General features: G+C 66.2%; 23 protein-coding genes, 1 tRNA gene and 1 riboswitch. Of the genes, 14 read left to right on the top strand and 10 right to left on the bottom strand.

Annotation, left to right across the window (positions count from 1 at the left end; translation table 11 throughout):
• Nucleotides 1-19: 19 nt before the first annotated feature.
• Nucleotides 20-529, bottom strand: coding sequence for a GcrA family cell cycle regulator (locus JQ639_RS21710; RefSeq protein WP_211968331.1), 510 nt, complete (start codon nt 527-529; stop codon nt 20-22).
• Nucleotides 530-998: 469 nt separating this feature from the next.
• Between JQ639_RS21710 and JQ639_RS21705 the strand changes: the two genes are divergently transcribed.
• The 3 genes from JQ639_RS21705 (at nt 999) to JQ639_RS21695 (ending at nt 4,298) form a co-directional block, all read left to right on the top strand.
• A complete protein-coding gene (locus JQ639_RS21705; RefSeq protein ID WP_211968330.1) occupies nt 999-2,204 on the top strand; it encodes an aspartate aminotransferase family protein in 1,206 nt (401 codons plus the stop codon).
• Nucleotides 2,204-3,142, top strand: a complete 939-nt coding sequence (gene argF, locus JQ639_RS21700) for an ornithine carbamoyltransferase (protein ID WP_211968329.1) — start codon at nt 2,204-2,206, stop codon at nt 3,140-3,142. Before JQ639_RS21705 ends, argF begins: the two co-directional genes overlap by 1 nt.
• A 175-nt stretch (nt 3,143-3,317) precedes the next feature.
• Nucleotides 3,318-4,298: an Hsp33 family molecular chaperone gene (locus tag JQ639_RS21695; RefSeq protein ID WP_211968328.1), complete on the top strand. Its 981-nt coding sequence runs from the start codon at nt 3,318-3,320 to the stop codon at nt 4,296-4,298.
• 68 nt (nt 4,299-4,366) lie between these two features.
• On the opposite strand, the gene apaG is transcribed toward JQ639_RS21695, so the two are convergent.
• On the bottom strand, nt 4,367-4,759 hold the full coding sequence (apaG, locus tag JQ639_RS21690; protein WP_211968327.1) for a Co2+/Mg2+ efflux facilitator ApaG/CorD: 393 nt from the start codon (nt 4,757-4,759) through the stop codon (nt 4,367-4,369).
• 192 nt (nt 4,760-4,951) lie between these two features.
• On the opposite strand from apaG, the gene JQ639_RS21685 reads away from it, so the two are divergent.
• Genes JQ639_RS21685 through JQ639_RS21675 form a run of 3 tightly spaced genes read left to right on the top strand, consistent with a single transcriptional unit; the run spans nt 4,952 to nt 8,150 of the window.
• On the top strand, nt 4,952-6,271 hold the full coding sequence (locus JQ639_RS21685; protein ID WP_211968326.1) for an OpgC family protein: 1,320 nt from the start codon (nt 4,952-4,954) through the stop codon (nt 6,269-6,271).
• The gene (locus tag JQ639_RS21680; protein ID WP_211968325.1) at nt 6,268-7,209 is read left to right on the top strand and encodes an SGNH/GDSL hydrolase family protein; all 942 of its coding nucleotides are present in this window, start codon (nt 6,268-6,270) and stop codon (nt 7,207-7,209) included. The genes JQ639_RS21685 and JQ639_RS21680 overlap by 4 nt, the downstream gene beginning before the upstream one ends.
• Entirely contained in the window at nt 7,209-8,150 is a 942-nt protein-coding gene (locus tag JQ639_RS21675) for an SGNH/GDSL hydrolase family protein (RefSeq protein ID WP_211968324.1), read from the top strand. Before JQ639_RS21680 ends, JQ639_RS21675 begins: the two co-directional genes overlap by 1 nt.
• A gap of 153 nt (nt 8,151-8,303) precedes the next feature.
• Here the strand turns inward: JQ639_RS21675 and JQ639_RS21670 are convergent, their stop codons facing one another.
• Nucleotides 8,304-9,545, bottom strand: coding sequence for an O-succinylhomoserine sulfhydrylase (locus tag JQ639_RS21670; protein WP_211968323.1), 1,242 nt, complete (start codon nt 9,543-9,545; stop codon nt 8,304-8,306).
• A gap of 69 nt (nt 9,546-9,614) precedes the next feature.
• Nucleotides 9,615-9,694, bottom strand: a riboswitch (SAM riboswitch).
• 138 nt (nt 9,695-9,832) lie between these two features.
• Between JQ639_RS21670 and JQ639_RS21665 the strand changes: the two genes are divergently transcribed.
• A complete protein-coding gene (locus JQ639_RS21665; protein WP_211968322.1) occupies nt 9,833-10,963 on the top strand; it encodes a 2'-deoxycytidine 5'-triphosphate deaminase in 1,131 nt (376 codons plus the stop codon).
• 43 nt (nt 10,964-11,006) lie between these two features.
• On the opposite strand, the gene JQ639_RS21660 is transcribed toward JQ639_RS21665, so the two are convergent.
• The gene (locus tag JQ639_RS21660) at nt 11,007-11,939 is read right to left on the bottom strand and encodes a LysR family transcriptional regulator (RefSeq protein ID WP_211968321.1); all 933 of its coding nucleotides are present in this window, start codon (nt 11,937-11,939) and stop codon (nt 11,007-11,009) included.
• Nucleotides 11,940-12,033: 94 nt separating this feature from the next.
• On the opposite strand from JQ639_RS21660, the gene JQ639_RS21655 reads away from it, so the two are divergent.
• The 3 genes from JQ639_RS21655 (at nt 12,034) to JQ639_RS21645 (ending at nt 14,975) form a co-directional block, all read left to right on the top strand.
• Complete coding sequence (locus tag JQ639_RS21655) at nt 12,034-13,209, top strand: muconate/chloromuconate family cycloisomerase (protein ID WP_211968320.1); 1,176 nt, start codon at nt 12,034-12,036, stop codon at nt 13,207-13,209.
• A gap of 3 nt (nt 13,210-13,212) precedes the next feature.
• On the top strand, nt 13,213-13,503 hold the full coding sequence (gene catC, locus JQ639_RS21650) for a muconolactone Delta-isomerase (protein WP_211968319.1): 291 nt from the start codon (nt 13,213-13,215) through the stop codon (nt 13,501-13,503).
• 107 nt (nt 13,504-13,610) lie between these two features.
• Nucleotides 13,611-14,975 (top strand): MFS transporter, encoded by a 1,365-nt coding sequence (locus tag JQ639_RS21645; RefSeq protein ID WP_249123371.1) that lies wholly within the window; start codon nt 13,611-13,613, stop codon nt 14,973-14,975.
• A 24-nt stretch (nt 14,976-14,999) separates the two neighbouring features.
• Here the strand turns inward: JQ639_RS21645 and JQ639_RS21640 are convergent, their stop codons facing one another.
• The 4 genes from JQ639_RS21640 to JQ639_RS21625 all read right to left on the bottom strand — a co-directional run bounded on the left by JQ639_RS21640 (nt 15,000) and on the right by JQ639_RS21625 (nt 19,639).
• Nucleotides 15,000-15,968 carry an AraC family transcriptional regulator gene (locus JQ639_RS21640; RefSeq protein ID WP_211990924.1) on the bottom strand — a complete coding sequence of 323 codons (969 nt, stop codon included), beginning with the start codon at nt 15,966-15,968 and terminating at the stop codon, nt 15,000-15,002.
• Nucleotides 15,969-16,152: 184 nt separating this feature from the next.
• Nucleotides 16,153-16,344 (bottom strand): hypothetical protein, encoded by a 192-nt coding sequence (locus tag JQ639_RS21635; RefSeq protein ID WP_211968317.1) that lies wholly within the window; start codon nt 16,342-16,344, stop codon nt 16,153-16,155.
• A gap of 185 nt (nt 16,345-16,529) precedes the next feature.
• Complete coding sequence (locus JQ639_RS21630; RefSeq protein WP_211968316.1) at nt 16,530-17,855, bottom strand: MFS transporter; 1,326 nt, start codon at nt 17,853-17,855, stop codon at nt 16,530-16,532.
• A gap of 101 nt (nt 17,856-17,956) precedes the next feature.
• On the bottom strand, nt 17,957-19,639 hold the full coding sequence (locus JQ639_RS21625; protein WP_211968315.1) for an FAD-dependent oxidoreductase: 1,683 nt from the start codon (nt 19,637-19,639) through the stop codon (nt 17,957-17,959).
• Between the two features lie 135 nt (nt 19,640-19,774).
• Here JQ639_RS21625 and JQ639_RS21620 point away from each other — a divergent pair, with 135 nt between their 5' ends.
• Complete coding sequence (locus tag JQ639_RS21620; protein WP_211968314.1) at nt 19,775-20,668, top strand: LysR family transcriptional regulator; 894 nt, start codon at nt 19,775-19,777, stop codon at nt 20,666-20,668.
• A gap of 21 nt (nt 20,669-20,689) precedes the next feature.
• Here JQ639_RS21620 and JQ639_RS21615 read toward each other — a convergent pair whose 3' ends face one another.
• Nucleotides 20,690-21,904, bottom strand: a complete 1,215-nt coding sequence (locus JQ639_RS21615) for an EAL domain-containing response regulator (protein WP_211968313.1) — start codon at nt 21,902-21,904, stop codon at nt 20,690-20,692.
• Between the two features lie 290 nt (nt 21,905-22,194).
• On the opposite strand from JQ639_RS21615, the gene JQ639_RS21610 reads away from it, so the two are divergent.
• Nucleotides 22,195-22,269 (top strand) — tRNA-Gly (locus JQ639_RS21610).
• 94 nt (nt 22,270-22,363) lie between these two features.
• On the opposite strand, the gene JQ639_RS21605 is transcribed toward JQ639_RS21610, so the two are convergent.
• Nucleotides 22,364-23,410: a LacI family DNA-binding transcriptional regulator gene (locus tag JQ639_RS21605; RefSeq protein ID WP_211968312.1), complete on the bottom strand. Its 1,047-nt coding sequence runs from the start codon at nt 23,408-23,410 to the stop codon at nt 22,364-22,366.
• A 349-nt stretch (nt 23,411-23,759) separates the two neighbouring features.
• On the opposite strand from JQ639_RS21605, the gene JQ639_RS21600 reads away from it, so the two are divergent.
• Entirely contained in the window at nt 23,760-24,617 is an 858-nt protein-coding gene (locus JQ639_RS21600; RefSeq protein ID WP_211968311.1) for an amidohydrolase family protein, read from the top strand.
• 92 nt (nt 24,618-24,709) lie between these two features.
• Entirely contained in the window at nt 24,710-25,705 is a 996-nt protein-coding gene (gene araD1 / locus JQ639_RS21595; protein ID WP_211968310.1) for an AraD1 family protein, read from the top strand.
• Nucleotides 25,706-25,808 lie beyond the last annotated feature (103 nt).

Below are 25,808 nucleotides of genomic sequence, written 5' to 3'. Positions count from 1 at the left end.
GCGGGTCGATGAAGAAAGCCTATTTGCCTGCGGGCCGGCGGTCCCGGCGGCGGTCGCTGGCCGGCTGATAGGCGATGCGCGAGTGATGGGCGCAGTAGGGCAGGCCGGTCAGGGCCTTGCCGCCGCAGAAGAAGAAGTCGTTGCTGCCGGGATCGCCGACCGGCCAGTGGCAGGTGGCTTCGGTCAGCTCGAGCAGGGACAGCCGCTGGCTCATCGGCACGACGTTGTCGTAGGCGACGGGCTCGGCTTCGGCTTCCACCTCGAAGGCGTGGGCGAGGGCGGTGTTGCCGCGGGCCATCGGTCGCGAGATCCGCATCATGTGCTGGGCCGGGCGCGCCTTACGCTGGCGCGGCGCCGCCGAGGACGGGCTCTTGGCACGGCCCGACAGGCCGAGCCTGTGGACCTTACCGATGACAGCGTTGCGGGTAATATTGCCGAGTTCCGCCGCGATCTGGCTGGCGGAGAGGCCGGCTTCCCAGAGTTTTTTCAACTGCTCGACGCGATCGTCGGTCCAACCCATTACCGTCATCGCAGTGTATCCCTTCGTGTCGCGCCACCCCGGACGAGCCGGTTGGCGACGGCCTGTGTCTCAAAAATTCGTGCTGGCAGAATCCCTTAGCCCTCGCCGGATGCATGGGTCGCAACCGAGCGTGTACGCCGCTACAAAGGACCGATAAGGAGTCAGATCAACCGCACGAGATGTCGTATCCGACGGCCGAAACGCTACAATATGCCGTGACTCACGCGCAAGAGTCGGGCAGGCCGCGTCCACATGTTCTACGTTAAAAACCTCAAAAACCGCTTTTTCTGCGGCTTTTGGGGATCACTGCCGAGTTGACAGCAGGGGGCCCGCCAATAGAATGCCGGTGCGTGCTGCCCGCGAGGCGGCACGTTTTGTTTCTGGAACCAGCAAACCAGGCAGGGGCATCGTCAATCTCGCCGCTCGCGCAGCGCGATCCGTCGGTATTTCCGGCCTCAAGGCATTCTCTCAGGTTGTCATGAGCACCAACGCCGCTTCCCATCTCATGCCGGTATTCGCACGGGCCGACGTCGCCTTCGTGCGTGGCGAAGGCGTCTGGCTGCATGGCACCGACGGCGAGCGCTATCTCGATTTCACCAGTGGCGTCGCCGTCAACGCGCTCGGCCACGCCCATCCGCATCTCGTTGCCGCCCTGCAGGAGCAGGCGACGAAGCTGTGGCACATGTCGAACCTGTTCAAGAGCCCGGATGGCGAGAAGGTGGCGGCGCGGCTGTGCGCGGCGAGCTTTGCCGACGTGGTGTTCTTCTGCAATTCCGGCGCGGAGGCGATGGAGGCCGTCATCAAGCTGGTGCGCAAGCATCACGCGGCCAAGGGGCATCCGGAGCGCTACCGCATCATCACTTTCGAGGGGGCGTTCCATGGCCGCACGCTGGCGACGCTCGCCGCCGGTGGCCAGGAGAAGTATCTTGAGGGCTTCGGCCCGCGTGTCGAAGGCTTCGACCAGGTGCCGCATGGCGATATCGAAGCCGTCCGCAAGGCGATCGGGCCGCACACCGCCGGCATCCTGATCGAGCCGGTGCAGGGCGAGGGCGGCGTGCGCAGCGCGCCACTGGCGTTCTTCAAGGCTTTGCGACAGCTGTGCGACGAACACGGCCTGTTGCTGGCGTTCGACGAGGTGCAGACCGGCATGGGGCGCACCGGCGAATTGTTCGCCTATCAGTGGACCGGCGTCACGCCGGACGTGATGGCGCTCGCCAAGGCGCTCGGCGGTGGTTTTCCGATCGGTGCCTGCCTTGCGACTGCGGATGCCGCAGCCGGCATGACGGCGGGCACGCACGGTTCGACGTTCGGCGGCAATCCGCTGGCGATCGCAGCCGCGGGCGCGGTGCTCGACGTCATGCAGGCCCCGGGCTTCTTCGATCATGTCAAACGCATGTCGCTGCTGCTCAAGCAGAAGCTTGCCTCGGTGGTCGATCGCTATCCGGCCATTCTCAGCGATGTGCGCGGCGAGGGGCTCCTCGTTGGCGTCAAGGCGGTCATTCCGAGCGGCGATCTCGTCGCGGCGCTGCGCGGCGAGAAGCTGCTGACGGTCGGCGCGGGTGATAACGTCGTGCGCTTCCTGCCGCCGCTGATCGCGACTGAAGCTGATATCACCGAAGGCGTCACCCGCCTGGAGCGCGCCTGCGCGACACTTGCGGATGCCTCGCACAAGAAGGCCGTGTGATGAGCAAGCGGCCCCGTCATTTCCTCGACCTCACCGAGCTCCCGACCGCGGACCTGCGTGCCATGCTCGACGCTGGCGTCGCCATCAAGGCGAGCCTGAAAGCGGCCAAGGCCAGCAATCAGGCGTGGGACCAGCCGCTCAAGGGCAAGACCCTGGCGATGATCTTCGAGAAGCCATCGACCCGCACGCGGGTGTCGTTCGACGTCGGCATGCGCCAGCTCGGCGGCGAACCGATCATGCTCACCGGCCAGGAGATGCAGCTCGGCCGCGGCGAGACCATCGCCGACACCGCGCGCGTGCTGTCGCGCTTCGTCGACGCCATCATGATCCGCATCCTCAGCCATGACGCGCTGCTGGAGCTTGCGGCCCACGCCACGGTGCCGGTCATCAACGGCCTCACCCGGCGTTCGCATCCGTGCCAGGTCATGGCCGACCTGATGACCTTCGAGGAGCATCGCGGGCCGATCACCGGCCGCACCGTGGCCTGGACCGGCGACGACAACAACGTGCTGCTATCCTGGGCGCACGCTGCCGAGCGCTTCAAGTTCAACCTGCACATCGCGACACCGCCGGAACTGTCGCCGAACAAGAACTTCCGCGACTGGATCAAGGCGACCAATGCGCCGATCGTGCTGAGCAGCAATCCCGAAGAAATGGTCAAGGGCGTCGACTGCGTCGTCACCGATACCTGGGTCTCCATGGGCGACAAGGACGGCGAGCACCGCCACAACCTGCTGCGCCCCTATCAGGTCAACGCCAAGCTGATGTCGCTGGCCAAGCCCGACGCGCTGTTCATGCACTGCCTGCCGGCCCATCGCGGCGACGAGGTCACCGACGAGGTGATCGATGGTCCGCAGTCGGTCGTGTTCGACGAGGCCGAGAACCGTCTGCACGCGCAGAAGGGAATCCTGGCCTGGTGCTTCGACGCCGTGGCCTGAGAGCCTACGCGGGCTCGAGGTTCCAGCGCGGCGGTTGGCGAAGCGCAGCGACATCCCTATATGGGGCCTGTCCGTCCGGGGCAGGCCTGGTGGACGCGTGCCGCCCGGGCGCAGGACAGTCTGCGAGACCGGCGGCGGCGAGCATTTCCAGCAGACAAGATTTGGCTAACGGGACATGGCAGACCAAGGCAACGTTCGTGCGCCATCAGCGACCCCGGTCGATGATACGGTGCTTCCTTTCGAAGTGGCGGCGCTGGACCTGCGCGGCCGCCTCACCAAGCTCGGGCCGGCGCTCGACGAGATCATCACCAAGCATGCCTATCCGGCTCCGGTCGGCAAGCTGCTCGGCGAAGCCATCGTGCTGACCACGCTGCTGGGCTCGTCGCTGAAATTCGACGGGCGTTTCCTGCTGCAGACCCAGACCGATGGCCCGGTGTCGATGATCATCGTCGACTTCGTGCTGCCGAACCGGCTGCGCGCCTATGCACGCTTCGACAAGGACCGTCTCGGCGAGGGCAGCGATGCCGGTACGCTGCTCGGCCGCGGCCATCTCGCGCTGACCATCGACCAAGGCTCGGATATGAAGCGGTACCAGGGCCTCGTGGCGCTGGAGGGCGGCACGCTGGAAGATGCGGCCCATGAATATTTCCTGCGCTCGGAGCAGATCCCGACCCGCGTCAAGCTCGCGGTCGGCGAGGAGCTGCGTGGCGGCGACGGCCCGCGCCATCGCTGGCGTGGCGGCGGCATGTTGCTTCAGTTCCTGCCCAAGGCGCCGGAACGTACGCGCCAGGCCGACCTGCACCCGGGCGATGCACCGGAAGGCACCGAGCCCCACACGGTGGCGGAAGACGACGCCTGGCTCGAGGGGCAGTCGCTGATCGGCACGGTCGAGGACGTCGAACTGATCGATCCCGACCTGTCGGCCGAGCGGCTCGCCTACCGCCTGTTCCACGAGAGGGGCGTGCGGGTGTTTCCGGTCCAGGAGGTGCGAGCGCAATGCTCGTGCTCGCGCGACGCGGTCTCGGCGATGCTGAACCGCTTCGACCAGAAGGACCGCGCCGACATGGTGCAGAACGGCAAGGTGGTGGTCACCTGCGAGTTCTGCAGTTCGGTCTACGACTTCACACCCGAGGAGGCCGGCGTCGAGCCCGGCTAGTGTGGTGCCGTCGCGGCAATGTCGCGGCGGACAGGGCCGCAACAGGGGCGCCGTGGTTAAGCCGAGCGCTAGTTGATCGTGCGTCTGTCGTTCGGGCTGTCGAGCGAGAACAGCGGGATGTCGATCTCGAAGCGGTCGCCGCTGTCGCTGACCATCTGGTAGCGCCCGGTCATGAAGCCGGACGGCGTCGGCAGCGGGACGCCGCTGGTGTATTCGAAGCGCTCGCCCGGTCCGAGCACGGGCTGTTCCCCGACGACGCCTTCACCGCGGACCTCCTGCTGGCGTCCGGTGCCGTCGGTGATGATCCAGTGGCGCGTCTTCAGCTGCACCGTCTCCGGGCCGGAATTGACGATCACGATGGTGTAGGACCAGAAGTACTGGTTCTTCTCGGTCGACGAACGTTCCGGCATGAAGTTCGGCTGAACGGTGACGACAATCTGGCGGGTGACGGCGCGGTACATGGCTCCTGGTCCGGTCTTGAGCGCGACAATGGCGCGCGCGTGAAGCGTGCTCCTTTTTTGCCGCACTGTCAGCCTATCATTTTCGTGCTCATTTGGGACGTTTGCACGGGGTGATTCCACCTTTTACACTCTGCGGTGACGCTGCACGCTCGGCCCGGACGGCGCGGCGGTCCCGGTTCGACACGGATACGAATGACGCCAGCTGCCGCCCAGACCACCGGTCCCGCCAAGGACGCTGCCCCCGATCTGGCGCCGGCGGTCCGGCGCGAGCCGGTCATCGATATTGCGACCGGGCCGCCCGGCGGCTTTCCGTCAGAGCCGCGCGAGGCGCCGCCGCCAAAGGTGAAACATGTCCCCGGCGGCAGCGAGCGGGAGCTGCGCCTCGATCTGTTTCGCGGCATCGCGCTGTGGCTGATCTTCATCGATCACCTGCCGCCGAACATCCTCACCTGGTTCACCATCCGCAACTACGGGTTCAGCGACGCCACCGAGATCTTCATCTTCATCTCCGGCTATACGGCCGCGTTCGTGTACGGCCGCGCGATGCAGGAGCGCGGCTTCGTCGTCGCCAGCGCCCGCATCCTCAAGCGGGTGTGGCAGATCTACGTCGCGCACGTCTTCCTGTTCACGATCTATCTCGCCGAAATTTCCTATGTCGCGAACAGCTTCGAAAACCCGCTGTACGCCGAGGAAATGGGCATTCTCGATTTCCTGAAGCAGCCGGATGTGACGATCATCCAGGCGCTGCTGCTCAAGTTCCGGCCCGTCAACATGGACGTGCTGCCGCTCTATATCGTGCTGATGGTGTTCCTGCCGCCGATCCTGTGGTTGTTGCAGCGCAAGGCCGACCTCGCACTCGGGCTGTCGGTTATGCTGTATGCGATCACCTGGGAGTATGATCTTGCCCTGCCGGCCTATCCCAATGGGGTCTGGTTGTTCAATCCGTTCGCCTGGCAGTTGTTGTTCGTGTTTGGCGCGTGGTGTGCGCTTGGCGGCGCCAGGCGCATGGCCCGTATCCTGTCGTCGCGCATCACACTTGGCATTTCGATCGCTTATCTTATCTTTGCGTTCTGCGTGACGCTGACCTGGTACATGCCGCAGCTCAGCCGCTTCATGCCGCGCCTGCTCGAACAGTGGATGTATCCGATCAACAAGACCGATCTGGACGTGTTGCGGTTCGCCCACTTTCTGGCCCTCGCCGCGATCACGGTCCGCTTCCTGCATAAGGACTGGCCCGGCCTCAAGTCGAAGTGGCTGCGCCCGCTGGTGCTGTGCGGCCAGCACTCGCTCGAGATCTTCTGTCTCGGTGTGTTCCTGGCGTTCGCCGGTCACTTCGTGCTGGCCGAGGTCGCTGGCGGTGCCTGGATGCATTTCGCCGTCAGCGTGACCGGTATCGTCGTGATGTCGACCGCGGCATGGGTGTTCTCGTGGTACAAGCGGGTTGCCGACAAGAGCGGGTCACGTGCGAAGATCGCGGACCAGAACGCCGACATGGCCGGAGGGGAATTGTGACGATCAGGGTGAAGATCGTTGCGGTGATACTGGTGGCTGGCTGCATGGCTGGCGGCCTCGCGCTGTCTCAAGCGGCGGCGCAAGGGGCCTCGCCGTCTGCGACGGTTCCCGCCGCGGCGCCAGCCGAAGGCACGCCGTCCGGCAAGGCGTCCGAGGGCGGCCGGCCCGATGCAGGAGGGGCTCCCGCGCAGCCGCAATCCCAGGGCGCGCCGCCGGTTCCGGCCGCGCCCGACCAGGAGGCTGCCAAGGCAGCGGGTTTGTGTGAGGTGCCTGAATACCTCAGAACAACGGAGAGTTCCCTCGGCAAGGTCGCGGAAGTGATCAAGGCCCACCAAAAGCTGGAGATCCTTGTGGTCGGAAGCCGCTCGTCCATGTTATCGGGACCCGACGGCGCCGGCATGTCCTATCCGGCGCAGCTGGAATCCGCGCTGCGGGACAAGCTCCCCGGCGTAACGGTGAGTGTGGCGACCGACCTGCAGGTCAAGCGGACCGCAGCGGAGGTGGCCGAAGGGCTGGAAAAGCTCGCGAAGGACCGCAAGCCAACCCTGGTGATCTGGCAGACCGGAACCGTGGATGCGGTGCGTTCGGTCGATCCGGATGATTTTCGCGCCGCAATCGACGACGGCGTGACAGGGCTGCTCAACGCTGGAACCGATGTTTTGTTGATGAACTTGCAATACAGTCCGCGCATGGAAACGATGATTACTGTCGCACCCTACCTCGACAACATGCGGGTGGGCGCGCAGGAGCACAACGTACCTCTGTTCGATCGCTTTGCCCTGATGCGCTACTGGAACGAGAATGGCCTGTTCGATCTGTTCAATCCGCACCACGGCTTCGGATTGGCCAAGCGCGTGCACGAGTGTCTCGGGCAGGCGCTAGCCGCCTTCGTGATCGAGGCGGCTCACGCCACGCCTGCCGACAAGGTCCAACGCTGATGAGGCTCTCCTGTGTGACCCGCAGCGCCTGTTGCGCCGTCGCCGGGGCGATGCTGCTCGCCGGCCTCACGGGGGCAGCTTCGGCGTCGGACGCCGCTGCGAGCAACGAAGTTGCTGCCGTGCATCCGGACACCGTGCCGCCGGGGCAGAAAGGCGTCGCCGGCAAGGCCATTGATGCGGTGAAGTCGGTCGCCAAGAGCGCCAGCGACATTTTCAACCGCGTGCCGTGTTCGACCCCGCGGGATGTGAAGCTCGATGCGGCAGCGCTGCCCCACGTCGCGCGCAAGATCGCATCCGGCGAGCATGTCACGATCATCGCGTTCGGTTCGTCCTCGACCGCAAGCTACGGCGCGAGCACGCCTGCCTTCCAGTATCCCAACCGTCTCGCCGAGCAGTTGCGCCGGCGCTATCCCAAGGCCGATATCACGGTGATGAACCAGGGCATCGGCGGCGAGGATACGCCGGAGATGATGGCGCGGCTGAAGACCAGCGTGATCGAGCAGAAGCCGGATCTCGTGATCTGGCAGCTCGGCACCAATACCGTGGTGAAGGGCGGCGACATCGATGCCACGCTCGGCCTGCTCGAGGACGGCATCCGCCAGCTTCAGGCGATCGGCACCGACATTGTGCTGGTCGATCCGCAATACGTTCCGGCGACGACCGCCAAGGAGGCCGACGCCGACAAGATGGTCGGCATCATCGGCCGCGCCGCGCGGGTGATGAAGGTCGGCCTGTTTCCGCGTTTCGCGGTGATGAGGGAATGGCACAACGACCAGAAGCTGCCGTTCAACGACTTCGTCATCAACGATGGTCTGCATATGAACGACTGGGGCTATGCCTGCTTCGCCCAGTTGCTCGGGGACACCATCATCAAGTCGGTGGACCAGGTGCAGGCCGGCGCCGAAGTGCCGTCCAACGTGCTGACGTTCCGGCCAATGTAGCTGCATGCCGCATGGCGGCGCGAGACTGTTGGAATTTCGAATGCCCGGCCCTGGCCGGGCATTCGCGTTCTGGGCGGCCTGAGGTTTCGCAAGACGGCGATGGCCGGGACGCGCCCGGCCATCGCGCAGTCAGGGAAAATGGCGTGCGGCGGGTTACGCCTGCTCCAGCGCGGCGAACAGGTCCTCGATCAGGTCGTCGCGATGCTCGAGGCCGGCCGAGAAGCGGATGAAGCCCTCGGAGATGCCGAGTTCGGCGCGCGCTTCCGGGGTCAGGCGCTGGTGCGTCGTGGTCGCCGGATGGGTGACGATGCTCTTGGAGTCGCCGAGGTTGTTGCTGATGCGGGCGAGCTTGAGCGCGTTGAGCGTGCGGAACGCCGCCGCCTTGCCGCCCTTGATCTCGAAACCGACCAGCGTCGAGCCGCCGCGCATCTGCTTCTTCACGACCGCGGCCTGCGGGTGGTCGTCGCGTCCCGGGTAGATCAGGCGCGAGATCTTCGGATGCTTCGCGAGCGCGTCGGCGATGGCCGCGGCGCTGTCGGTCTGCTGCCGCACGCGGATCGCCAGGGTCTCGAGGCCCTTGAGCAGCACCCAGGCGTTGAACGGCGACATCGACGGGCCGGTCTGGCGCAGGAAGGTGTGGATGTGCTCCTGGATGAACTGCTCGGACGACAGGATGACGCCGCCGAGACAGCGGCCCTGGCCGTCGATGTGCTTGGTCGCGGAGTAGACGACGACGTCGGCGCCGAGCTGCAGCGGGCTCTGCCAGATCGGGGTCGCGAACACATTGTCGACGACGAGGCGCGCGCCGCCCTTGTGGGCGATCTCGGCGACAGCCGCGATATCGACGACATCCAGCGTGGGATTGGTCGGGCTCTCCAGGAAGCAGGTGCGGGTGTTCGGCCGCATCGCCTTCTGCCACTGGTCGAGGTCCATGCCGTCGACCAGCGTCGACTCGATGCCGTAGCGCGGCAGCAGGTCTTCCACCACATAGCGGCAGGAGCCGAACAGCGCCTTGGCGGCCACCACATGGTCGCCGGCGCGCAGCGGCGCGAGGATCGCGGTGGTCACCGCCGCCATGCCGGTCGCGGTCGAGCGCGCGGCTTCCGCGCCCTCGAGCTCGATCATGCGCTGCTCGAACATCGCTACCGTCGGGTTGGAGAAGCGCGAATACAGGAAGCCGGGGTCCTCGCCGGTGAAGCGCGCTTCGCACTGCTCGGCGGTGTCGTAGATGAAGCCCTGGGTCAGGAACAGCGCTTCGGAGGTCTCGCCATACTGCGAGCGCAGGCTGCCGCCGTGGACAAGGCGGGTTTCCGGGCGGTAGCGGGCGGTCGCGGACGGGGGCTTGGGGGCGGTCTTGCTGGGACCCTTGCCAAGATCGTTGGGAGCGTCGGACATCGTGACTCCAGACTGGCCGACCGAAATCGACCATAAAAAAACCGGCCTGAACATCGAGTTCGGCCGGGATCACACGTGTCCCCGGCCTGTTTAGCGATTTATTTAACGTGGCTGCAAGCCGGCCGGCTCAAATGACCACGGGATAGGCTCGCGTCTTAATCCCGGCGGACCCTTCCGTCAAGTCACCGTCCCCGCGCCTCATAAAAGCCCCTGACTTGTCGGCCCGGGACTGATATCCGGTGGGTTTCCCGTGCGAGAGGGCGGTCCGTGGTCCGTCTCGCCGGAAGATGCTCCAGGGGACGTCGACCGTGACCTATTCGCTGCCGCCCGATGCCAGGGGAATTCTGCCGGATCGCCTGATTGCGGCGATGGCGGACGAGGGCGTGATCCTGCCCGAATACCCGTTCGTGGAGAGCCAGATCCAGCCGGCGAGCCTCGACCTGCGGCTCGGCGGCACGGCCTTCCGTGTGCGCGCCAGCTTCCTGCCGGGCCCCGGCGCCACGGTGGCCGAGCGCATCGACGAGCTCAAGCTGCACGAGATCGACCTGACCGACGACGCGGTGCTGGAGACCAATTGCGTCTACATCGTGCCGCTGCTGGAGAGCCTCGCGCTGCCGCCGTCGATCTCCGCGGCGGCCAATCCCAAGAGCTCGACCGGCCGCCTCGACGTCTTCACCCGGGTGATCGCCGATAACGCCCGCCGTTTCGACACCATCGACGCCGGCTATCACGGCCCGCTCTATGCCGAGATCAGCCCCAAGACCTTTCCGGTGCTGCTGCGCGAAGGCTCGCGGCTGTCGCAGATCCGCTTCCGTGTCGGCGATGCGCTGCTCGATACCGCGGAGCTGCAGGCGTTGCATGCGCGTGAGCGGCTGGTCGATCAGGACGAGGCCGACCTCAGCAATGGCCTCGCACTCAGCATCGATCTGTCCGGCGAAGGCTCGGGCGGTTTCGTCGGCTACCGTGCCAAGCGCCACACCGGCGTCGTCGACGTCGACCGTCGCGGCGGCTATGCGGTTGACGATTTCTGGGAGCCGATCCGCGCCCGCGACGATCGCAGCCTGATCCTCGATCCCGGCGAGTTCTACATCCTGGCCTCGAAGGAGGCGGTGCAGGTGCCGCCGGACTTCGCCGCGGAGATGGTGCCGTTCGATCCGCTGGTCGGCGAATTCCGCGTGCACTACGCGGGCTTCTTCGATCCCGGCTTCGGCTATGCTGGCGCAGGTGGGCAGGGCTCGCGCGCGGTGCTGGAAGTGCGTTCGCGCGAGGTGCCGTTCATCCTCGAGCACGGCCAGGCCGTCGGCCGGCTGGTCTACGAGAAGATGATGTCGCGGCCGGACGCGCTCTACGGCCAGCGCATCAGTTCGAACTACCAGGGTCAGGGCCTCAAGCTCTCCAAGCACTTCCGCAGCGCGTGACGGATGCTGCTGCGCTGCGGCGTGGCGGATCACACGGCGACGATCACCGGGCCTGCCGCGGTTTCGCCGGGGTGTTTTGTGCCGTGCCGTGCGCCGCGTCGTAGACCGCGCGGATGAGGTCGAGGATCTCGCGCACCTCAGGCGACGTATCGCTGGTGCGCACGCTCATGATCAGCGGCGAGGTGATGGCATCCTCCGCGAGCGGACGATAGACCACATCGTCCCGGCGCAGATGGTGGACCGCGTGCGGGACGAGGGTGATGCCGACGCCGGCGGCGACGAGGCCGAGGGCCGTCTGCAACTCCCGCACCTCCTGGACCACCCGCGCCTCCACGTTGCGGTCGCGGAAGAACGACAGGATCTGGTCGGCGTAGCTCGGCCGGGGCGATCTCGGATAGAGCACCAGCGGCTCGGCGGCGATATCAGCGAAATGCAGCGTGTCGCGTGCGCGCAGGCGATGGTCGGGCGATAGCGCCACCAGCAGGCTCTCCTCGACGATCACCTCGCGGCGGATGGCCGGATCGTCGATGCGCAGGCGGCCGAAGCCGACATCGATGCGCCCCTCCTTGAGCGCGGCGATCTGCTCCACCGTATTCATCTCGACAAGCGCGACCTCGAGCTGGTCATGGGCGGAGCGAAAGCCGCGCACCACGTCGGGCAGGCCGCCATAGAGCGCGGAGCCAACGAAGCCGATGACGAGCTGGCGCCGCCCGGTTTCGCCGAAGCGGCGGGTGGTGATGCGCAGCTCGTCGGCCCGCTCCAGGATCTGCAGGGCGTGTTCATGGAAGAAGCGTCCCGCCGGGGTCAGCCGTAGCGGCCGGCTGCCGCGCTCGAACAGGGCGACGCCGAGTTCCTCCTCCAGGTCGCGCATCTGCCGGCTGAGCGGCGGCTGCGCGATGCGCAGCTTCTCGGCGGCCCGGGTAAAGCTCCGCTCGCCGGCGATGGCGGTGAAATAGCGCAGGTGTCGCAGTTCCAATTGATACCTTCTGGGTATGGAAGGGGACCGAAACGGTCTTTGACCCGCTGGCCTTGGCATGAGAACACCACGGACCGCAGGAGAAATCCCCTTCATGAGCACCAGCGTGGCAGTTCGCGTCGATCAGGTCGAGACCTTTTTGGTTGATGTGCCCACCATCCGCCCGCATCGGCTGTCGATGCACACGATGAACAGCCAGACCCTCGTGCTGGTGCAGATCCGCTGCTCCGACGGCACGGTGGGGATTGGCGAGGGCACGACCATCGGCGGCCTCAGCTATGGCGAGGAGAGCCCCGAGGGCATCAAGCTGACCATCGACAGCTACATCGCTCCGGCGATCATCGGTCAGGATGCCTCCCGCGTCGCGACGCTGATGGCTGGCGTCAAGCGACGGGTGAAGGGCAACCGCTTCGCCAAGTGCGCGGTCGAGACGGCGCTGCTCGACGCCCATGGCAAGCGTCTCGGCGTACCGGTGTCTGAACTGCTCGGCGGCCGCCAGCACGACGCCCTGCCGGTGGCCTGGACGCTGGCGAGTGGCGATACCGCCCGTGACATCGCCGAAGCCGAGCAGATGCTCGCCAGCCGTCGCCACAACATCTTCAAGCTGAAAATCGGCCTGCGTCCGTGGGACGTCGACGTGGCGCATGTGGCTGCCATCGCCAAGGCGGTGGCGGGCCGCGCCAGCGTTCGCGTGGATGTCAATCAGGCCTGGTCCGAGCCGGTCGCCCGGCGTGCCATTCCTGCCCTCGAGGACGCTGGCGTGGACCTGGTCGAGCAGCCGCTGTCACGCGACCATCGCGGCGCCCAGGCGCGTCTCGCTGGCCGTTTCACGGTTCCCATCATGGCCGACGAGGCCCTGCATGGCCTGACGGAGGCTTTCGATATCGCGGCCGCAGGCACCGCTGATGTCTTCGCTCTCAAGATCGCCCAGGCGGGCGGCCTGTTCGAGGCCGCCAGGATGGCGGCGGTCGCGGAAGCCGCGGGCATCGGCCTCTATGGCGGCACGATGCTCGAGGGCGGCGTCGGCACCGCCGCCTCGGCGCAGGTGTTTTCGACATTGCCGCATTTCGTGTGGGGAACCGAGCTGTTCGGCCCGCTGCTGCTGACCGAGGAAATCCTGGCGACGCCGCTGCGCTATGGTGACTTCGTGCTGCAGGTGCCGACGGCGCCCGGCATCGGCGTCGACCTCGACATGGATCGCGTCGCCTTCTTCCGCCGTGACGGCGGTGCAGCGCGCGTCCATCCCGTCCACGTCAGCGCAGGAGCCTGAGCCATGCTGTTCCAGGTGGAAATGAACGTCGAGATCCCGCAGGGAATCGCGCCCGAGGTGGTCGCGCAGCTGAAGGACACCGAGCGCCTGCGCGCGCAGGAGCTGCAGCGCAGCGGCCAGTGGCGTCATCTGTGGCGGATCGCGGGGCGCTACGCCAACATCAGCATCTTCGACGTCGAGAGCAACGAGGCGCTGCACGACATCCTGTCGACGCTGCCGCTGTTCCCGTTCATGCGCGTGACCGTGACGCCGCTGTGCCGGCACCCGTCGTCGGTCCACGCCGACGACCGGTGACCGCGCGGCACGCCATGCAGCCGACGCGCAAGGGACATGGGGGCACAGGCGCCCCGCATCCCGATCAACAACAAGCAATGACAAGGGCCCCGGGCGGAAACCACATCATGAGCGATCACACCATTTCCGAACCATTCAAGACGCTGCAGATGTCCGCGTCGAAAAATGGACATCAGGCCAACGCCGACGCCGCGATCGAAAGGACGGCGATGCGCAAGATCATCTGGCGCATCGTGCCGATCCTCACCCTGTCGTATTTCCTCGCCTATCTGGACCGGATCAACATCGGGTTCGCGGCGCTCGACATGAACAAGAGCCTCGGCCTGTCCAGCACGGTCTATGGTTGGGCCGCGGGCGTCTTCTTCATCGCCTACATCATCTTCGAGATTCCGAGCAATCTGATCATGGAGCGTGTTGGTGCGCGGCTGTGGATCGCCCGCATCATGATCACCTGGGGACTCATCGCCGCGGGCACCGCCTTCGTCGTCGGGCCGTCATCGCTCATCGGCATGCGGTTTCTGCTTGGCGTCGCCGAGGCTGGTTTCTTTCCCGGCGCGCTTCTCTACCTGACCTACTGGTGTCCTGCGGCCTATCGCGCCAAGGTCATCGCGGCCTTCTCGGTGTCGATCCCGCTCGCGGGCTTCGTCGGCTCGCCGCTGTCGGGCGCGCTTCTTGGCATGAACGGCCATCTCGGCCTGCATGGCTGGCAGTGGTTGTTGATCATCGAAGGATTGCCGGCGGTGATCCTCGGTCTGGTCGTTCTCGCCTTCCTGCCGAGCAAGCCGGATTCGGCGCGCTGGCTGACTGCCGAGGAGAAGCGCTGGCTGCAGCAGACGCTGGCGAACGAGGCGCGGAGCCTCGGCGGCGGCGGCCATGGCAGCGTGTGGCGCACGCTGGCGAATCCGCGGGTGCTCGCGCTGGGCCTTGCGTCCGCCGGCAGCCTTGCCACCGGTTATGGCCTCGCCTTCTGGCAGCCGCAGATGGTGAAGTCTTTCGGACTGACGAATTTCCAGACCGGTCTCGTCAATTCGATTCCCTTCGCGGTCGCCGCGGTTGGCATGTTCGTCTGGGCGCGCCGCTCCGACAGCCGGCGCGAACGCGTATGGCACACGGTCATTCCGTTGCTGGTGTCTGCAATTGCGCTGGCTTCGTGCATCTATCTCAACGAGCTCAGCCTTGTGGTCGTTGCGCTGTGCTTCGCGCTGCTCGGGGGCTACGGCGTCAAGGGGCCGTTCTGGGCGCTGGTCTCGGAGTGGACTTCGCCGGCTGAAAAGGCGGCGGCCATCGCCATGATCAACTCCCTAGCCAACGTCTCCGGCTTCGTCGCGCCATTTCTGCTCGGCTTCATCAAGGACCAGACTGGCAGCTTCGTGCTCGGGCTGATCCCGATGGTGGTGCTGGCGCTCATCGGCGCGGCGACCATCCTGATCCTCAAGGGCCAGGTCGCCGCGCGCGCCGGCCGGCCTGCGTAGCCAGTCGCATCGTCGCGCATGCGGCTATCCCCGTCCGTGCGACGGAGGGTGGCCGAAGCGGAGCTTGTAGGCGCGGGAGAATTCCGACAGCGATTTGAACCCGACGGCATAGGCGATCTCGGAAATCGTGGTGCCGGTTGCGCCATTCCTGAGGCGGGCGTCGGCTTCGTCGAGCCTGATCGCGCGGACATGTTCCATGACGCTCTGGCTCGTCCCGCGATAGGACTTGTGCAGATAGCTCACGGATATGCCGCAGGCCGCCGCGATGGCCTGCGGCGACAGGTGTTCGTTGGCGTAGTGCTTCGCGATCCATCGCGAAATGCGATGGCGGTGTGCGTTCAATAACGTACTGTCTTCCGAATAGACGCCGGTCGGTGCGGCAAAGCAGAATGCCGTGAGATCGCACAGCTGGCGTTCGAGGAAGCTGGCCGACTGCGACTCGAGTGCTGGTCCGTCCTGGTAAAGCGCGTTGGCGAATTGCTGCAGGATGGATGCGCCGATGGAGTCGCGCGGCAGGTAGAACTGCGGGGGGCTTCGCCCGCTGCCGAGCCGGTCGGCGATCATCGCCGCAGGCAGCTGAATACTGAATTTCTCGTGGCGGTCGTCAACCTGCGATCTCGTCCGGTTTCCGGTGCGGAAGATCGTCGGCCGGGTGCTGTCGATCAGCAGGATGCGGTTCGGCTGCAGTTCGATCTCGCGGCCGTCGTTGACGATGAGCGAGCGTCCGCGGATGGAATAGGCGACAGAGTAGAACGGGGCTTCGGTCTGCCGTGGTCTTTCAAGGGTCATGCCGCCGAGGCTGGCCCAGGTGAGTTGTGACGAGCCGACCGTGACGGAACGGAGCGCGCCGTAAAAATCCTCCGAGCCGCGGTGGATCAGGTCAATCGCGCCCCAGACCTTGCGGCAGGCGTCGACCCAGTAGTCCGCGCGAACGCTTTTGCCGACATCATGGGTGCATGCCTGATAGAGAGCGCTTGGCCGGGGCTTCGGCACATTTCGCATTTCCGAACCTCCCCGCTCCGCAGCGATGTGATCGCCAGAGTAGTGTGAGCCGAATGAGGCTCACAAGCAGGCATTCGCGACTGCCTGCACGGAGGTGTTGACAGATGGCAGTCGGATGGTTGCCCGCAATGGGGCTGGCAACCGCAGCGCGTCCCGACGCCGCGTGAGTTCCCTTTCAGCGGGATGTCTGGAGAGCCAGCAGACGCTGTGCATAGTCCAGCACGGCCTGCCGATCCTCCGCTGATTTCAATGCCGTGAATGTCTGAACCAGCCTGAGACTGAGCAGCGCCAGTTCGGGATTGCCCGGGTGGAGTTCGATCGCTTCGCGCCAGCGTCGTGGATGCGATGTGCACGGCTTGTCCGTCATGAAGCCCTCCCGGCGTCTGGTTGGGGGAAGGTCACGAATCCCCCTGGGCATGTCATTCTGACCGCTTCGCGCCGGGCAGGTTTGATGAAGCGTCTACTGTCGTTTGCTGCGTGGATCACCGGTGTGGCATACGGCATTCCACGCTCGCCATGTTGTTCCGCGGCTATTCTATCCGCAGGGTCGTCTCAGCCGGCGCGCCGGGCGATGCCGGCGGCGGCGAGCAGCGTCACCACACCGATCATCAGCAGGGCGATCGCATACCAGATGCCGGTGTTGAAGCTTGCCGACAGATCGCGCAGCAGCCCGACCACGGTCGGGCTGACAGCGGAGCCGAGAATGCCGGCCGAGCTGATCAGGCCGATGCTGCCGGCGCGATTGCGCACCGACAGCAGCGGCGTGGCGAACGCCCAGAAGATCGCCATGCCGCTGAACGCACCGATCGACACCAGCACAAGGCCGGCGAGACGCCAGGATGCGTCGGCGAACGTCACGACGGCGAGCCAGCCGAGCGCGGTGAGCGCGAACAGCGCCACGGTGTGCCAGAGGCGTTCCTGCAGCCGGTCCGAGCTGAAGCTGATCAGCGGCATCGCCATCAGCGTGAACAGCGACGGGATCGCACCGAGCAGGCCGATGGTGGTGAAGCTGTGCGAACCAGCGAGGAACTCGCGAATGATCTGCGGCGTCCAGGTGGCATAGGTGTTCAGCGAGGTGACGAGGCAGAAGTAGCCGAGCGACAGCAGCAGCACGCGGGCACCGAGCAGTTCCTGCCACATGCTGCCGCTGCGCGCGGCCGGCACGGTGCGACCTTCGCTGTCGAGTGCATGCTGGATCACCTGGCGCTCTTCCGCCGTGAGCCACCTGGCGTCGCTGGGCCGATCGGTGAGATAGAAGTAAGTGACGATGCCGAGGATGATCGACGGCAGTCCCTCGAGCAGGAACAGCCAGCGCCAGCCAGCGATGCCGAACGCGCCGTGCAGCTGCAGGATCAGCCCCGACACCGGCGAGCCCAGCATGAAGGTGGCGGGCATCGCCATCATCAGCAGCGCCATGGCGCGCGCCCGCTGCGCCGCCGGGAACCAGTAGCTGAGATAGAGGATCACGCCCGGCACGAATCCGGCTTCGGCGAGGCCGACCAGCGCACGCACGAAGTAGAGGCTGTAGGGGCCGGTGGCGAACATCGTCGCGGTGGAGGCGAGGCCCCATGTCACCATGATCCGCGCCAGCCAGATGCGGGCGCCGAAGCGCTCCAGTAGCAGGTTGCTGGGCACCTCGAACAGCATGTAGGTCAGGTAGAACAGCGTGTTGGCGAAACCGAACATGGTCGCCGTCAGCGCGAGGTCCTTGTTCATGGACAGCGCGGCGAAGCCGATGTTGATGCGGTCGAGATAGGAAAAGAAGTAGGCGACGAAGAGAAAGCCGATCAGCCGACGAAACACCTTCGTCATCACGCGGCTGTGCGCGACATCCTCCGTGATGAAGTCGCCGGCGGCTTGAAGCCGTACATCGGTCATGTCCCGTCCCTCCCGAGGCGCCGGATCCCTGCGGTCCGGCCGTTGCTTTTTGTCGTGGTCCGGCCGGGGCGTGGCGTCCCGGCCGCAGGCGTCAATGATGGTCAGGCCGCGCCGCGCCGTGCGCCCCGCAGCAGGTCGATCAGCGTGCGGCAGTCGGCGGGCAGTGTGTCGCCGCGCCAGGCGATGTGCTGGTCCGGCCGCGCCAGCAGCAAGGCGTGGCGATAGACGTCCGGCGCCTGCGCCCGCGGCACGTCGAGCACAGTCAGCGGCATGCCGGCCGCGTCGGCCGCCGCGGTCATGCCATCGACGTTCGCCGCCGGATCGAAGCGCAGCAGCGTGTAGCCCTTGCCCATCGCGTCATAGAGCGAACGCTCCGGCGCGAGCCACAGATGCGGCACGCGCGCGCCGGGCACCGTGGACGGCGTGAAGTCGCCCATGCTGTAGGCCGGCGCGCGCTCCTCGTCATAGGCGATGATCGGCGATCCCTCGTAGAAGTAGCCGAAGTTCAGTCCGGCGCAGCAATATTGCTGGACGTTGAGTTCGTAGGCAGCCTGGCCGATGGCGGCGCGCACGCGCTCGCCCTCCGGACCGTCGGCCTCGATCGCCGCCGGGATCTCGCGCCGTGCCTTGCTCATGGCGATGGCGTGCTTCATCGCGAAGTGGGACACCTGCTCGGTAATCGGCAGCCGCTCGGCCTCATAGGCGTCGAGGATGCCGGCGTCGGCCCATCCTGCGAGATGGCCGGCGAGCAGCCACGACAGGTTGGTGGCGTCGGCGATGCCGGCATTCATGCCGTAGCCCGCGAACGGCACCCACAGATGACAGGCGTCGCCGCAGATGAAGACGCGGCGGTCACGGACCTTGTCGACCACGAGACGTCGGCCGATCCAGTCCTCCTTGCTGATCAGCTCGTAGGTGAAGTCGGGGCCGACGCCGAGCAGGTCGCGAATGCCGGCGTCCCGGTCGACGGCCTCGAACTCGGTCTCGTGCTCGTGCATGTAGGCATGGACCAGCCAGGTCTCGCGGCCATCGATGGCGTAGACGTTGCCGGTGCGCCGCGGATTGATGGCGAACGACCCCCAGGCGCGGACGCCGCCCTTCGCCTGCAGCATCGGCAGCAGGTCGGGCGCGCGGATGTAGCTCGACTGCACCCGCTGCAGCATCGGATCGCCGCTGAGTTTTGCACCGATGGCCTTGCGCACCATCGAGCCGCCGCCGTCGCAGCCGACCATGAACTTGCAGGCGATCTCGATGGTCGTGCCGCTGTCGAGGCTGGTCGCCTCGGCGACGACGCCGTCCGCCGTCTGGCTGAACGACTGCAGGGAGGTGCGGTCGAGGATGCGCACGCACGGCTGCTCCGCGAGATGGTCGAACAGTACTGGCTCGAGATAGATCTGGTTGATGCGGTGCGGCGGCTCGGGCGTCGGCCACCACGTGTCCGGGCCACCGGTCGCGGTGTAGCGGTCGGCGCGGCAGGGGATCGGGATGCGCGTCAGCTCGGTGCCAAGGAACGAGGTGCGGTACGCCACGTCGTTGGGGTGGTCGGCGGGCAGGCCGGCATCGCGCACCTTGGTGGCGACCCCGAGCCGGCGGAAGATCTCCATCGAGCGGGCGGCGACATGGTTGGATTTGACGCTCGGGCGCTCGGAGCGGTGCCGCGTCTCGACGACGGCGACATCGACGCCGCGCCAGGCCAGGTCCAGCACCAGCGTCAGCCCGACCGGGCCGGCGCCGATGACCAGGACGTCGGTGGACAGCCTCGTTGTCGCGCCTTGATTCGCCATGTTCCCTCCCAGGTCGTGCTGACGTCGATGCCGTTTTCGGGGTGTCCGATAGGCGCCAGCGATTGGCGAGACCCTACTGAATTCCCATCCATCCGAAAAAGATGGATAATAATTGTGGGTTCAGAAGGAATGCTCATGAATGCCACTCTGCGTCAGCTCGAAGCCTTCGCCCTGGCCTATCGGCTGGGAAGCCTGACCCGCGCCGCGGCGGAGATGCACCTGACCCAGTCGGCGGTCAGTCTGCTGGTGCGACAACTGGAGGAGCAGTGGCAGGCGCGCCTGTTCGATCGAACAACCCGTGCCCTGAATCCGACGCCAGCCGCCGACGAGGCGATCGTCTGGGTCGAGCGGATCCTGGGTGAACTGCGCGGGCTCGCCAACCATATGCGGGGTCTGGGAGACAAGAGCATCGGCCGTGTTGCGTTCGCGGTGACCGCGGGGGTGGCGTCCGCGCTGATGCCGCGGGTCCTGAAAAGATTTCGTAACGCGCATCCGGCGATCAGGATTCAGATGCTGGACGTCGGTGCGGATCAGCTGATCCCCAAGATCCTGTCCGGCGAAGCCGAATTCAGCATCGGCACGGTCGAGAACGACAACCCGGACATCGCGCTGGAGACGCTGATCAGCGATCGTCTCAGCGCCATCGCGCCGCGCGACGGCACCTTCGAGACACGCGCGGAAATGAGCTGGGACGATCTTCGCCGTTATGCCACCATCTCGGTACCGCAGGGCACCAGCATCCGCCATCTCATCGATACGGCGCTCGCCGCCGATGGCCGCGTCTTCACGCCGGCGCTGGAAACATCGCTGCTCAACACCGCGCTGTCGATGACGGCCCATGGCCTCGGCGTCTCGGTGCTGCCGGCCTATCTCGTGCCGATGCTCCAGTTCCCCGATCTCGTTGCGGTGCCGCTGGTCGATCCCGTCGTGCGCCGCAACCTGTCGCTGATCACGCGGTCGGGGCGCTCGCTGTCGGCGGCCTCGCGGAGCTTCGTGGAGGTAGCGAAGGCCGTGATCGTGGGAGCCTGAGCAGCGGAGCCGGATTGGCTCTCAGGCGCTCGCCACCGCCAGGGGCCGTCCCAGCGTGGCGCGCGCGAACTTGCGCGGTGCGGCCGGGCGTCCGAACAGGAAGCCCTGTGCGAGGTCGAAGCCCATCTCGTGCACCGCCATCAGGTCTGCGCGGGTCTCGACGCCTGCGGCCACCGTGCGCGCGCCGTAGCCGTTGGCGAGCTCGACAATGCGTCGGCACACCGAACGCTTGAGGCGGTCGTCGGCGCAGCCGGTGATCAGGCTGCGGTCGACCTTGAGTTCGGTGAAGGGGAAGCGATCGATGCCCATCAGGTCGGGCCAGTCGGCGCCGATGTCGTCGATCGACAGCGCGATGTTGTGGAAGCGCACGCGGCGCGCGACCTCGAGCAGCATGTCGAGATTGCGCACCGTGTCTGAGCCGCTGATCTCGATCATCAGGCCGCTGAAGGCGGGGTGGCGCGGCATCTGCAGGCAAAGCTGCTCGACGGCGGTGGCATCGGTGAGGAAAGCTGCGGGCAGGTTGATGGAGAGGTCGACCGGGCCGCTCTGGCTGAGAAAGTACTGCCAGTCGTCGAGCGCGCGGCCGATCACGAATTCCGACAGGCTGCGAAAATGCGGATCACCCTCGGCGGGAATGAAATAGGCCGGCGGCACCACGCCCCACGACGGATGGCGCATCCGCACCAGCGCCTCGGCGCCGCGCGACACCAGCGTGCGGGCATCGACCTTGTGCTGGTACCACAGTTCGAGCCAGCCCGACTTCAGCGCCTCGGCGACGTCGACGGGCGCGCTCGGCGGCCCTTCGGCCGGCATCATCGCGGCGACGCTGGCGCGCAGGCGGTCGGTGCCGAACGGCGTCGTCAGTGTCGGCAGCATGACGAGGCCGAGTTCCGCGCCGAGCTGCTGGATCGCCTCCACCGCCGGTGAGCCGGCGGGGCCGATCGGCAGCACCTGGCCGTCGAACGCCTTCTCGGCGAGGACCGCCAGCACGTCGCCCGCAGCAACACCGCCGGCGGACAGGCCGAGCAGTACCGCGTCGACATGCTGCTGGTCGAGGCGCGTGCCGAGCTCATCGGCGTCGCGCGCGCCGCAGGTCAACAGCCCCAGCTCTTCGAGGGTGTCGGCGAGGAAGGTGCGGATGTGCTGCTTGCCGTCGACGATACAGACGCTGGACGCGATCTTGCGTCGCCCGAAAGCGACGAACCTGGATGGTCGTTCCGAGTGCTGGTTCTGCATTCCCCACCGCGCGAATCGCTTGTTTGCTGGCGAATCCTTCGTAGCGGGTGGTCGGTGCGCGATTGGGGAATTGTCCACGCCGTTCACCGTTATGCTTCGCTAAGGTTACTGTCTCCAATGCAATTCAAATGTCTGTCAAATTGTCGGCGGGTGCTGCGGCGCACGGGCGCAGGCGCGCAGAAGCCGGGCCGCGGCGCGACAACCCATCGACTTTTCGATTCATTTTATTGGGTTTTGGGCCAATCTTGATCTTGCCGGAGGTCAGATCGGGCGGGTATGGTCCGCCTCACGCGGGCGTAGTTCAGTGGTAGAACGACAGCTTCCCAAGCTGTATGTCGTGAGTTCGATTCTCATCGCCCGCTCCATTTCCCCTCGACATCGCTGTGTTTATGACGCCGCCGCATCCCGCTGTGCGCGAACGCGCGTTGTGGCCGCTGGCCGGGCGCCGCCGGATCCTGATCAGGTGGTCTCGCCGGGATCGAGATGCACGGGCAGCACCACGTCGGTCTCGCGAAAGCTGTCGCCCGCGAAGCGTTCGAGCAAGGCCTCGGCAGCGCGCTCGCCGATGGCGTAGGCCGGCGACATCACCGTGGTGATCAGGGGGCGGGCGTAGCGGCGGGATTCGAAGCCGTTGAAGCCGGCGATCCGCACCCGGCCGGGAATGGCGATGTCTTTCGCCTGCAGCAGCAGCATGGCGCCGATCGCCAGACGGTCGTTGGCGCCGAAGATGGCGTCGGGCAGCGCGTGGCTGTCGAGATAAGCCGCGACGCTGCGCTGGACGCTGTCGAAGTCCTCGGTGGCGGTGCGGACGATATCGATCGACGCTTCGGGAACGAGGCGGCGAATGGCCTCGCAGAAGCCGTCGACGCGGGCCTCGATGGCCGGCCATTCCGTTTCCGGCTTGATGACGAGGTAGCGGGCGAGCCGGCGCGCGGCGAAATGGTCGGCCAGCACGCGGCCGCCGCCGGCGTCGTCCTGCCGGACGATGCAGATGTCAGGCGCGCGCGGTGCTGTGGTTTCCTGGATCAGGACCACGGGCTGGTCGAGGCGGACGAGGGTGTCCACGATCTCGGCGCGCCGCGCCGGTGGTCCCGACATGATGACGCAGAAGCCGTCCACCGCGAAATTCTGGATCACCAGCGACTTGCTGAACTGCTGCGGCGGAATGCCCTGCACCAGCAGCGTGTGGTTGTGGCGGCTGAGCACGTTGCTGAGGCCGGCCACCACATGGGCGTTGAAGTGATCCGAGAGAAAGGTCTGGGTCTCGTCGACGATCGCGATGCCGACGGACCGGCGATACGATGTGCGCAGGCCGCGCGCGCTCTCCTGGACACGGTAGTTGAGGCGCGCGATCTCCTTCTCGACCGCCTTGCGCGTCGCTTCGCCGACGAACTGATGCCGTCCGTTGATGACGTTGGACACCGTCATCGGCGAAACGTTGGCGGCGGCGGCGACGTCCTTGATCGTGACGCGACGTCGTTTGGGAGCCGGGCCGGGGGCGGTCATGGGCGCTTCGCTGTCTCGCTCGTGTTCGGCACGGTCCCTCTTCGCCCTCGTCTGGGCCGGTCGCTTCGGCTCTGGCACCGCGCAGGGTCTGTGCAGATGTGCGCGACTCGGGGCGGGTTGACAATCCGCCCGCACAGGTCCGGAGCGGATTTTGATTTAACGTTATACAATAGGCCTGTTTGCGAGGCAGCGCCGCTCGTTCTGAAAATCAGCTGGGTTCTTAGTTGCAATGCGATGGTGCAGTTTCGCCGCAGGATCGCCTCTTGACAGTTGCGGGTCGCTTTAGTGTAACGTTAAATGTAAATGAAATCTGCTGCGAACGGCGGTGGGCGGACCATGGGAGCGGAGCGTGATCGTCGATTGCCATGTCAACGTGTTCGAGGCTGAGCAGGCGCTGCCGCTGTTTCACGAGCTCAACGCCATCTCCCGTCCCGGCATGGGGCTCGCCGCCGACCCCGATACGGTCGCGAAGGCCATGGCCGATGTCGACAAGGCCATCATCTTCTCGCTGCGCTACAAGGACGCCATCGGCATCGACGGCGACGACGAGGTCACCGCGCGGGCGGTGGCCAAGTACCCGGACAAATTCGTCGGCTTCGCCGCGGTCGATCCGCGGCGCCCCGACACCATGGATCTGCTGGTTCACGCGATCGAGGACCTCAAGCTCAAGGGCGTGAAGTTCGGGCCGATCTACAACGGCGTGTCGCTGCTCGATCCGCGCTTGGTGCCGATCTACGAGTACCTGCAGAAGAACAACCTGCCGCTGACCATGCACATGGGCACGACGTTCGGCGCCAATGCGCCGGTGGAGCTCGGCCGCCCGATCGACGTCGATACCATCGCCGCGCGTTATCCCGACCTGAAGATGATCATGGCCCATATGGGGCACCCCTGGTACGAGGAGTGCATCGTCGTCGCGCGCAAGCAGCCGAACGTCTATTGCGAAGTGTCGGCGCTGTTCTACCGGCCCTGGCAGTTCTACAACATCCTGGTCTGCGCCCAGGAATATCACATCACCGAGCGCAACAAGATCTTCTGGGGCACCGACTTCCCCTGGAGTTCGGTCGGCGAGGCGATCGAAGGGCTTCGCAACATCAACGACCAGGTCGAGGGCACGCGGCTGCCCCGCGTCGCGGCGACCACGATCGACCGCATCCTGCATTCCAATCCATTCGAGCACTGGTGGCACGGCGGCTATCGCGGCTGACCGTTTCCGTCGCGCCGAGCTTCGCACCTCACCTGGCGACCGCCGCCCGGTGAGTTCCTCCCACACGTCCGCAGCTGACGACAGGACTTGCCATGCATCTCGTTCAATTCCTCACCCCCGATGGCCAGCGTCGCGTCGGCATCGTCGAAGCCGGCGGCGCGACCATCGCGCCGCTGGTCGGCTACGCGACCACCTACGATCTGGCGATGGCGGCGATCGGCAAGGGCGTCAGCCTGTCGGCGCTGTGCGCCACGCTGCCGCGCGACGCGGCGGTTGACTATGACGCGGTTCTGTCGTCGGGCCGCATCCTGCCGCCGCTCGATCACCCGGAGCCGGCGCGTTTCCTGGTGACGGGCACCGGGCTGACCCATCTCGGCAGCGCCGACGCCCGCGACAAGATGCATGCGCTCGAGCACGGCGAGGAGAAGGAGATGTCCGACTCCATGAAGATCTTCCGGATGGGCATCGAGGCCGGCAAGCCCGCGTACGGTGCCATCGGCGTACAGCCCGAGTGGTTCTTCAAGGGCGTCGGCACTTGCATCGTGCCGCCGGAAGCGCCCCTTGAGCTGCCGGCCTATGCGCTCGCCGGCGGCGAGGAGGCGGAGATCGTCGGGCTCTACCTGATCGGCCCGGACGGCACGCCGTGGCGGATCGGCTTCGCCATGGGCAACGAGTTCTCCGACCAGGTCACCGAGGCGCTGAACTATCTCTATACCGCGCACTCCAAGCTGCGGCAGTGCTCGATCGGTCCCGAGCTGCTGGTCGGGGACCTGCCCGATCATGTCGAGGGTGCCGTCCGCATCCGTCGCGGCGAGGAGACGCTGTGGGAGGGCAAGTTCCTCAGCGGCGAAAGCAACATGTCGCACTCGATCGCCAATCTCGAGCATTACCACTTCCGTTACGACGTTCACCGCCGGCCGGGCGACCTGCACGCCTATTTCATGGGGGCGGCGCTGCTGAGCTGCGCGCACGGCATCACCGCACAGGTCGGCGACTGCTTCGAGATCGACGTGCCGGCGTTCGGTCGGCCGCTGCGCAATACCATGGTCGCGGTGCCGGCGCCGCGTTTCGACGTGAAACAGCTCTGACATTCGGGCCGGCCGCGCGCGCCACGGTGCAGCGGCCGGCCTCACGACCCTTCGCCCGCCACGGCGGGCGAAGCAATCACGATTCCAGGCAGTAACGCATTGG

The sequence above is a fragment of the Bradyrhizobium sp. U87765 SZCCT0048 genome, assembly GCF_018131225.1.
GTDB lineage: Bacteria > Pseudomonadota > Alphaproteobacteria > Rhizobiales > Xanthobacteraceae > Bradyrhizobium_A.
The sequence above is the reverse complement of the archived record's forward strand: the minus strand, read 5'-3'. Positions and strand labels throughout refer to the sequence as shown.

Excerpts from the sequence above, each read along its gene's own strand:
- JQ639_RS21705 (WP_211968330.1), top strand. The coding sequence starts at position 999 with ATGAGCACCAACGCCGCTTCCCATCTCATGCCGGTATTCGCACGGGCC.
- JQ639_RS21615 (WP_211968313.1), bottom strand. The coding sequence starts at position 21,904 with ATGCAGAACCAGCACTCGGAACGACCATCCAGGTTCGTCGCTTTCGGG.
- JQ639_RS21675 (WP_211968324.1), top strand. The coding sequence starts at position 7,209 with ATGAGGCTCTCCTGTGTGACCCGCAGCGCCTGTTGCGCCGTCGCCGGG.
- JQ639_RS21655 (WP_211968320.1), top strand. The coding sequence starts at position 12,034 with ATGAGCACCAGCGTGGCAGTTCGCGTCGATCAGGTCGAGACCTTTTTG.
- JQ639_RS21625 (WP_211968315.1), bottom strand. The coding sequence starts at position 19,639 with ATGGCGAATCAAGGCGCGACAACGAGGCTGTCCACCGACGTCCTGGTC.
- JQ639_RS21670 (WP_211968323.1), bottom strand. The coding sequence starts at position 9,545 with ATGTCCGACGCTCCCAACGATCTTGGCAAGGGTCCCAGCAAGACCGCC.
- catC (WP_211968319.1), top strand. The coding sequence starts at position 13,213 with ATGCTGTTCCAGGTGGAAATGAACGTCGAGATCCCGCAGGGAATCGCG.
- JQ639_RS21665 (WP_211968322.1), top strand. The coding sequence starts at position 9,833 with ATGCTCCAGGGGACGTCGACCGTGACCTATTCGCTGCCGCCCGATGCC.
- JQ639_RS21620 (WP_211968314.1), top strand. The coding sequence starts at position 19,775 with ATGAATGCCACTCTGCGTCAGCTCGAAGCCTTCGCCCTGGCCTATCGG.
- argF (WP_211968329.1), top strand. The coding sequence starts at position 2,204 with ATGAGCAAGCGGCCCCGTCATTTCCTCGACCTCACCGAGCTCCCGACC.
- JQ639_RS21695 (WP_211968328.1), top strand. The coding sequence starts at position 3,318 with ATGGCAGACCAAGGCAACGTTCGTGCGCCATCAGCGACCCCGGTCGAT.
- JQ639_RS21685 (WP_211968326.1), top strand. The coding sequence starts at position 4,952 with ATGACGCCAGCTGCCGCCCAGACCACCGGTCCCGCCAAGGACGCTGCC.
- JQ639_RS21645 (WP_249123371.1), top strand. The coding sequence starts at position 13,611 with ATGAGCGATCACACCATTTCCGAACCATTCAAGACGCTGCAGATGTCC.
- araD1 (WP_211968310.1), top strand. The coding sequence starts at position 24,710 with ATGCATCTCGTTCAATTCCTCACCCCCGATGGCCAGCGTCGCGTCGGC.
- apaG (WP_211968327.1), bottom strand. The coding sequence starts at position 4,759 with ATGTACCGCGCCGTCACCCGCCAGATTGTCGTCACCGTTCAGCCGAAC.
- JQ639_RS21630 (WP_211968316.1), bottom strand. The coding sequence starts at position 17,855 with ATGACCGATGTACGGCTTCAAGCCGCCGGCGACTTCATCACGGAGGAT.
- JQ639_RS21710 (WP_211968331.1), bottom strand. The coding sequence starts at position 529 with ATGACGGTAATGGGTTGGACCGACGATCGCGTCGAGCAGTTGAAAAAA.
- JQ639_RS21635 (WP_211968317.1), bottom strand. The coding sequence starts at position 16,344 with ATGACGGACAAGCCGTGCACATCGCATCCACGACGCTGGCGCGAAGCG.
- JQ639_RS21605 (WP_211968312.1), bottom strand. The coding sequence starts at position 23,410 with ATGACCGCCCCCGGCCCGGCTCCCAAACGACGTCGCGTCACGATCAAG.